Raw genomic sequence first — 7,464 nt, 5'->3', positions numbered from 1 at the left:
CTGGCCGAGCGACGCACCGCCCCCGACGGCCGACCCCTCTCCGCTCCAGAGCTGATCGCCGCGTGCGAGCAGGTCATCTCCGTACAGAACCAAGCATGGATGGCCAAATGGGGAGAGGACGACACAGCCCCCTAGAGCGAACGTCAGAAGCAATCTTGGTAGCGACAGTTGTACAGACATGCGTGTGTTACCACATGGAGGGCGGTTCGGCTGGTGCGGCGGCCGGACGGCTGTAATCCTGGATTCCGACCCGATGGGGTCCGGCTTTGGGGGAGGTCGTCGTGGATCCAGTGACGTTGATTGTGGCCGCACTGGCCGCCGGGGCGAGCGCGGGTGTGACCGACACCGTCTCGCAGGGCATCAAGGACGCCTACGCGGGCCTGAAGACGCTGGTGCTGCGCCGAGTCAAGGACGTGCCGGCCGGGGAGGTCGCCGTCGTCGAGCACGCCAAGGACCCCGACACCTGGGCCGCACCGCTCGCCAAGAAGCTCAGCGACGCCGGCGCCGGCACGGATCCTCGGGTGATTGAGGCCGCTACGCGACTGCTGCAACTCACCGACCCCGACGGGTCCCGCGCCGGCAACTATACGGTCAACATTGCCGCCACTGGTGATCGGTCGATCGCCGCGCACACCATCCACGGCGGCGTCTACACCGGCGACACCGCCCGGTGACGCTGCGGTGGCCGTGGCGACGGCCACTACCACCACAAACCCCGACCACACCTGACTCACCGGCCACCGTGAGCAGCACCGCCAGCGGGAACCGGTCGGTGGCCGCGCAGCAAGTCCACGGCGACGTCTATACCGGCGACGTCCGCAAGGTCCACCTCCACTCAGGCGCGGTGCCGCCGCCGGATGACATTGGCTTGCCCGCGGGCGGAACTCAGAACCTGCCGCGGCGACCCAGCTCGGTCTTCGTCGGCCGCCAGGATCTGCTGACTGAGGTAGCCGCGCTTTTCGCTCGGCCGACTGCCGACGGGCTCGGCCGGGGTGCCCGGGCAGCGGTGGGGCAGGCGATCACCGGGCTCGGCGGGATCGGCAAGAGCGAACTCGCCCTGCAGTACGCCCACCGCCGCGCCGGCCCCGGCGCGGTTGTGTGGTGGGCCGACGCCGAGAGCGCTGAAACCCTCGAATTCGCGCTCGCCGACCTGGCCTACCGGCTGCAACCGAAGGCCACCGCCGAGGAGTGGAAAACACCGCAGGCCGCCAACTGGGCCACCGCCTGGCTGCAGGCCCACGCCAGCTGGCTGCTCATCCTGGACAACGTCGAGAACCCCAACCTGATCACCCCGCTCCTGGGCAGGCTCACCACCGGCGACATCTTGATCACCACCCGCCGCCGGCTCCCCTGGGGCAAGCACGGAGTCATCCCGCTCATCGTCGAGCTGCTGCCGCGCCCCGCCGCCATCCAGCTCCTCCATGACACCGTGGTCAGCTCCTCCCGCGACCTGAACGTCGAACCACCGGCCGGACTCGACACCAACGCCGCCGACAGGATCGCCGACGAGCTCGGCGACCTACCTCTGGCCCTGGAGCAGGCCGGCGCCTACATCGCCGCCCACCAGACGCCGCCGGCCGATTACCTGCAGCGGCTCCGGGAGCAGACCGGCACCATGCTCGACAAGACGGCGCCCGGCGCCGATCCCCTCCGCGCCGTCGCCCGCGTCTTCGCCCTCACCATCAAGGCGCTCCAGACGACCGCACCAGCCGCGGTCGACACCCTGCGCGCACTGGCCTGGCTCGCCCCGATCCCGCTGCCCCGCCAGATCATCACCCGGCCCGCCAGCCCCTCCCCTCCGGCCAACGGCGCTGCAATACAGGACGCCGACGAGCTGCTCGGGCTGCTCGCCTCCTACAGTCTCATCACCCTCACCCCCACGACAGTCGCCGTCCACCGGCTGCTGCAGGCCACCGTCCGCGACCACGACCGCGCCGCCCCACACCACGACGACGCCGCGCCGCAGCTGACCGGGGGGCAGGCCGCCGCGCTGAGCTGGCTGGACGACGCCATCCCGGCCGACCCCGCCGGCAACGTGGCCGGCTGGGGGCTGTGGCGGGACCTCCTGCCCCACCTCGACGTCCTGCTCGATCATCTGCCCCCCGAGCTGCCCAGCCTCGACCTCGCCGACCTGCTTGGAGAGACCGGCATCTACCTGTGGGTGCAAGGTCGACACCGAGATGCCCTCCGCCTCGAGCAGCGAGCCCTGGCCATCACCGAGGCCGCCCTGGGCCCCGACCACCCAGCCACCGCCACCCGGCTGGACAACCTCGCCGGCACCCTCGGCACCCTCGGCCGGCACACCGATGCTCTCCCCCTGCAGGAGCGCGCCCTGGCCATCACCGAGGCCGCCCTGGGCCCCGGCCACCCCACCACCGCCACCCGACTGAACAACCTCGCCGGCACCCTCGTCGACCTCGGCCGGCACACCGATGCTCTCCCCCTGCAGGAGCGCGCCCTGGCCATCACCGAGGCCGCCCTGGGCCCCGGCCACCCCACCACCGCCACCCGACTGGACAATCTCGCCTACACCCTTGGGGTCCTCGGCCTGCACACCAGCGGCCTTCCCCTGCAGGAGCGCGCCCTGGCCATCACCGAGGCCGCCCTGGGCCCCGACCACCCCACCACCGCCACCCGACTGAACAACCTCGCCGGCACCCTCGACGCCCTCGGCCGGCACACCGATGCTCTCCCCCTGCAGGAGCGCGCCCTGGCCATCACCGAGGCCGCCCTGGGCCCCGATCACCCCGAGACCGCCACCCGACTGAACAACCTCGCCGGCACCCTCGACGCCCTCGGCCGGCACACCGATGCTCTCCCCCTGCAGGAGCGCGCCCTGGCCATCACCGAGGCGACCCTGGGCCCCGGCCACCCCACCACCGCCACCCGGCTGGGGAACCTCGCCGGCACCCTCGACGCCCTCGGCCGGCACACCGATGCTCTCCCCCTGCAGGAGCGCGCCCTGGCCATCACCGAGGCGACCCTGGGCCCCGGCCACCCCACCACCGCCACCCGGCTGGGGAACCTCGCCGGCACCCTCGACGCCCTCGGCCGGCACACCGATGCTCTCCCCCTGCAGGAGCGCGCCCTGGCCATCACCGAGGCGACCCTGGGCCCCGGCCACCCCGACACCGCCATTCGACTGGGGAACCTGGCCTACACCCTCGGAGCCCGGGCGATCACCCGACGTACGGGCGACCACGGCACAGGGACGTCTACTTCATAGGCCTCATCGACCTGATGAAGAGCGCCGGGTCCGCAGGCGGGTCCGCCGGGGTGGGACGGCCCAAGGGAGCACTGGCGGCTCGTCCTGCGCCGCATGGTGAGCCACACCTGTACGGATCAACAGGAGTTACGTCCTGTGGCTGGCCCCTAGAGCCCGCTCGATCCCGCACGACCACAAGCAACGACGGATATCGGCACAAGTCCTGGTTCCACGCTGCTCGAGTACTTCACGCAGGAGCCCTGCTGCGGTTAGCTTGCTCGGTGGCATCCGGCGATGGAGCACGGTGGCGGGTGTTCATCTCGCATACCGCTGAGCTTCGGGACTTTCCGCGAGGATCGTCCTACGTGGCGGCGGTGGAGCGGGCGATCTCCGCGGCGGGGCATGTGATCGTCGATATGGCCGACTTTCCCGCCGCAGATCTGCCTTCCGCGCAGCTGTGTGTGGACCGCGTGCGGGGGTGTGAGGTCTACGTGGGATTGCTGGGCACCCGGTTCGGCTCTCCGGTGCGCGACAGGCCGGAGGTGTCGTACACCGAGTTGGAGTTCGACACCGCCACCGAGGCCGGCCTGGACCGGTTGGTGTTTCTGTTGGACACCGACGCCGAGAACCTGGGCATCCCGCCGTCAAAGCTGATCGACCGCGAGTTCGGCGCCCGCCAGGACGCCTTCCGTCGCCGAGTGCGCGACAGCGGATTGACCACGCAGTCCTTCGCCAACCCCGACAAGCTGGGGCGGCTGGTGGAACGATCGCTGCGGGAACTGGCCGAGACGCGCCGGCGGGAGCGCAGCGGCATCGTGCGCGAGCAGGTGCCGGCCGAGTCGCAAGCGGTCCGGGCGTCGAAGTTTCTCAACCCGCCTCCGGCAACGGCGCCTGTCTGGTTTCAGGATCGGCAGGTCGAGACGGGGTTGCTGACCCGCTACATCACCGATCCGGGGATCCGCATGGTGACGGTGGTCGGCCGCGGCGGAATCGGCAAGACCGCGATGGTGTGCCGGCTGCTGAAGGGCCTCGAGGCGGGTCGCATCCCGGACGTGGAGGGCGATCTCGCCGAGATCACGGTGGGCGGGATCGTCTATCTGAGCCGCAACGGCGTGCACCAGGTGGATTACCCGACCCTGGTGGCGGATTTGCTGCGCCTGGTGCCGACCAGCGAGGCGCAACGGCTGCAGAACTTGTACCAGGACCCGCATCACACGCCGGCGGAGATGATGCTGGCTCTGCTGGAGGCCTTTCCGACCGGCCAGCCGGTGGTAGTGCTGCTGGACAACCTTGAGTCAGTGATGGACACCGAGCGCGAAACCCTCGACGAAGCGGCGCTGCACGAGGCGCTGAGCGCGGTGCTCACCGCGCCCGCCCACGCGCTCACCATGATTATCACCACGCGGGTCCGGCCGACCGCGCTGCTGAAGGTCGAACCTAGCCGTCAGCGCCAGCTGCCGTTGGAGGAGGGGCTGGGCTCGCCGGATGCCGAGACCGTGCTGAGAGCACTCGACGACGACGGCCACCTGGGCCTGCGCGACGCCCCTGAGGCGGTGCTCGAGGGGCTGCGCGAGCACACCCGCGGATTTCCCCGAGCGCTGGAAGCGGTCAAGGCCATCCTCGACGGCGATCCCACGCTCACCCCGCAGGACCTCCTCGACCGCACTCGCCACTTGCCCGAGGACCAGGTCGTAGAGGTGCTGGTGGGGGAGGCCTACCAACTGTTGGATTCACCGGCGCAGCAGGTGATGCAGGCCTTGTCGGTCTTTCCCGCGCCGGTCTCGGCGGTCGGGATCGACTTCCTGCTGCGGCCTATTAACCCCATGACGAACGCCGCACCCATCCTCTCCCGACTGGTGCGCCGGCAGCTAGTGCGCTTTCAGGACGGGCAGTACCACCTGCATCCGGTTGACCGGGACTACGCGCGAAACGACCTCCGGCCGGGAAGCCCCGGTGACTCTCCAGTGACGTTCACCTTGACGGGCCTTCAGGCTCGCGCCGCGGACTATTACACCCAGATTCGCACGTCGCGGGACTCTTGGCGCACCCTCGACGACATCCGACCGCAGCTGGCCGAGTTCGAGCTCCGCTGCTCCACCGGGGACTTTGATACCGCCGCCACCGTCCTGGGCGACATCGACGACTATCTGCAACGGTGGGGTCATTATCGCACTCTGGTCGACCTGCATGGGCGCATCCAAGAGCGGATCACTGACCCACTCCTCAACGCCTATCACCTGATCGACCTAGGAAGCAGTCATTCCTTGCTGGGGGACTACTGGCAGGGCATCGCCCTGTACACCCAGGCCCTGACCATCCTCCGCGAGATCGGCGACCGTAACGGCGAGGGCGTTGCGTTGGGCGCCCTGGGAAACAACTACTACATGCTCGATAAGTATCGGCAGGCAATTGACATAGTCACCCAGGCTCTGACTATCGCTCGAGAAATCGGCGACCGAAGCCTAGAAGGCGATGCGCTGCGCGGACTGGGAAACTATTATTCGCAGTTAGGGGACTATCGGCAGGCGGTCGACCTGTACACCCAGGCCCTGACCATCCTCCGCGAGACCGGCGACCGCTACAGCGAGAGCTTTGCGCTGCTCGGCCTGGGGAACTGCCACGTTGGATTGGGAGATTATCGGCAGGCGGTCGACCTGTACACCCAGGCCCTGACCATCGCCCGCGAGATCGGCGACCGCAATGGCGAGGGCACTGCGCTGGGCAGCCTTGGTAATTGCTACTCGCATTTAGGACACTATCGGCAGGCGGTCGACCTGTACACCCAGGCCCTGACCATCGCCCGCGAGATCGATAGCAGTTACAGCCAGGCGTACGCGCAGCGCGGCCTGGGAGACGCCCACATTCAATTGGGGGACTATCGGCAAGCGGTCGACCTGTACACCCAGGCCCTGACCATCGCCCGCGAGATCGGCGACCGCAATGGCGAGAGCGGCGCGCTGGGCGGCCTGGGAGACGCCCACGCCCAGTTGGGGGACTATCGGCAAGCGGTCGACCTGTACACCCAGGCCCTGACCATCGCCCGCGAGATCGGCGACCGCTCCGGCGAGGGCTACGCGCTGGGCGGCCTGGGAAACGCCCACGCCCAGTTGGGGGACTATCGGCAAGCGGTCGACCTGTACACCCAGGCCCTGACCATCGCCCGCGAGATCGGCGACCGCTCCGGCGAGGGCTACGCGCTGGGCGGCCTGGGAAACGCCCACGCCCAGTTGGGGGACTATCGGCAAGCGGTCGACCTGTACACCCAGGCCCTGACCATCGCCCGCGAGATCGGCGACCGCTCCGGCGAGGGCTACGTGCTGAGCGGCCTGGGTCGGGCTTGGTTGGCTTCCGAGAACCCGAACCGAGCAAGAACGCTCCTCCACCAGGCAGCAAGTATCGCGGACCTCACCGGCCACATCGCGTTAGCGGCGACGGCTCGGGCGGGCTTGGCGCGGGTCTTCCTCCAGATGGGTCATCCGGCGATGGCGCTCGACGCCACGGTCGCGGCGCGAGACCTGTCGGAACCCACCGTGGAGCCGGTCATTCGGCTGCTGGAGGGACTGGCTCTGTTGCAGCTGAACCGTGTCGACGAGGGCGTGCGGGCGTTCACAGCTGCGCTCACGGCTGCCGAGGCGCTGCTGGTCCTCGCGGACGACAACGTCGACGCACTCGAGGCCCGGGCTTTGGCCCTGGCGGGACTTGCTGGTGTCTCCAGAACTGACCCGCAGGGAGCGGCGGAGGCGATGGAGGCCTTCGCCCGGTCATGTACCACGGCCGGTGCTGCTGGCGTGATCGCGGACGTCAGTCGCGTGCTCAACCAATTGGCTTCCCACGCTGGGAGCCATGCTTTCACCGAGGTTCGCGCGGCTCTCGACCGGTATGAAGATGCATCGCAAATCAAGTATGCATGGCATACATAGTTGGGCCGGATCCGGCACATCGAGTCAGGGCGGCGGCAGCTGATCTGGCTCGCTGGCAGCTGGATCCTCCGTCGCCGTGGTTGATCGATCGCCGACTGCGGGTCGACTCCTGCCCACCCACCAAGATGGTTACCACGCCAGGTTTTTCGCGCGACTGTGGCAAGCTGCCATCCGTGGCTTCGCCGTCCACTTCGTCGGTCGTGGAATGGGCCTGGCAGCGGCAGAGTGTGTGGTCGCAGGCGGCGGATCAGTTGAAGGCCGGGCCCAGCCGCGCCCGGCGGCTCCTGCTCCTGCTCACCACTGCCGGCGCAGCCATGGCCCTGGCCGGCAATCAACTGG

The 7,464-nt window shown here is 69.1% G+C and carries 3 protein-coding genes; all 3 read left to right on the top strand.

Annotated elements, in window-relative coordinates; translation table 11 throughout:
- The first annotated feature begins 281 nt into the window (after positions 1–281).
- The 3 genes from ACI79O_RS23960 to ACI79O_RS23950 all read left to right on the top strand — a co-directional run bounded on the left by ACI79O_RS23960 (position 282) and on the right by ACI79O_RS23950 (position 7,125).
- Positions 282–674 (top strand): hypothetical protein, encoded by a 393-nt coding sequence (locus ACI79O_RS23960; RefSeq protein ID WP_456915372.1) that lies wholly within the window; start codon positions 282–284, stop codon positions 672–674.
- A gap of 332 nt (positions 675–1,006) precedes the next feature.
- Positions 1,007–3,226: a tetratricopeptide repeat protein gene (locus ACI79O_RS23955; RefSeq protein ID WP_456915371.1), complete on the top strand. Its 2,220-nt coding sequence runs from the start codon at positions 1,007–1,009 to the stop codon at positions 3,224–3,226.
- A 14-nt stretch (positions 3,227–3,240) separates the two neighbouring features.
- The gene (locus ACI79O_RS23950; protein ID WP_456915370.1) at positions 3,241–7,125 is read left to right on the top strand and encodes a tetratricopeptide repeat protein; all 3,885 of its coding nucleotides are present in this window, start codon (positions 3,241–3,243) and stop codon (positions 7,123–7,125) included.
- The last annotated feature ends 339 nt before the right edge of the window (positions 7,126–7,464 follow it).

Source organism: Geodermatophilus sp. SYSU D00696, from assembly GCF_054050235.1.
The sequence above is the reverse complement of the archived record's forward strand: the minus strand, read 5'-3'. Positions and strand labels throughout refer to the sequence as shown.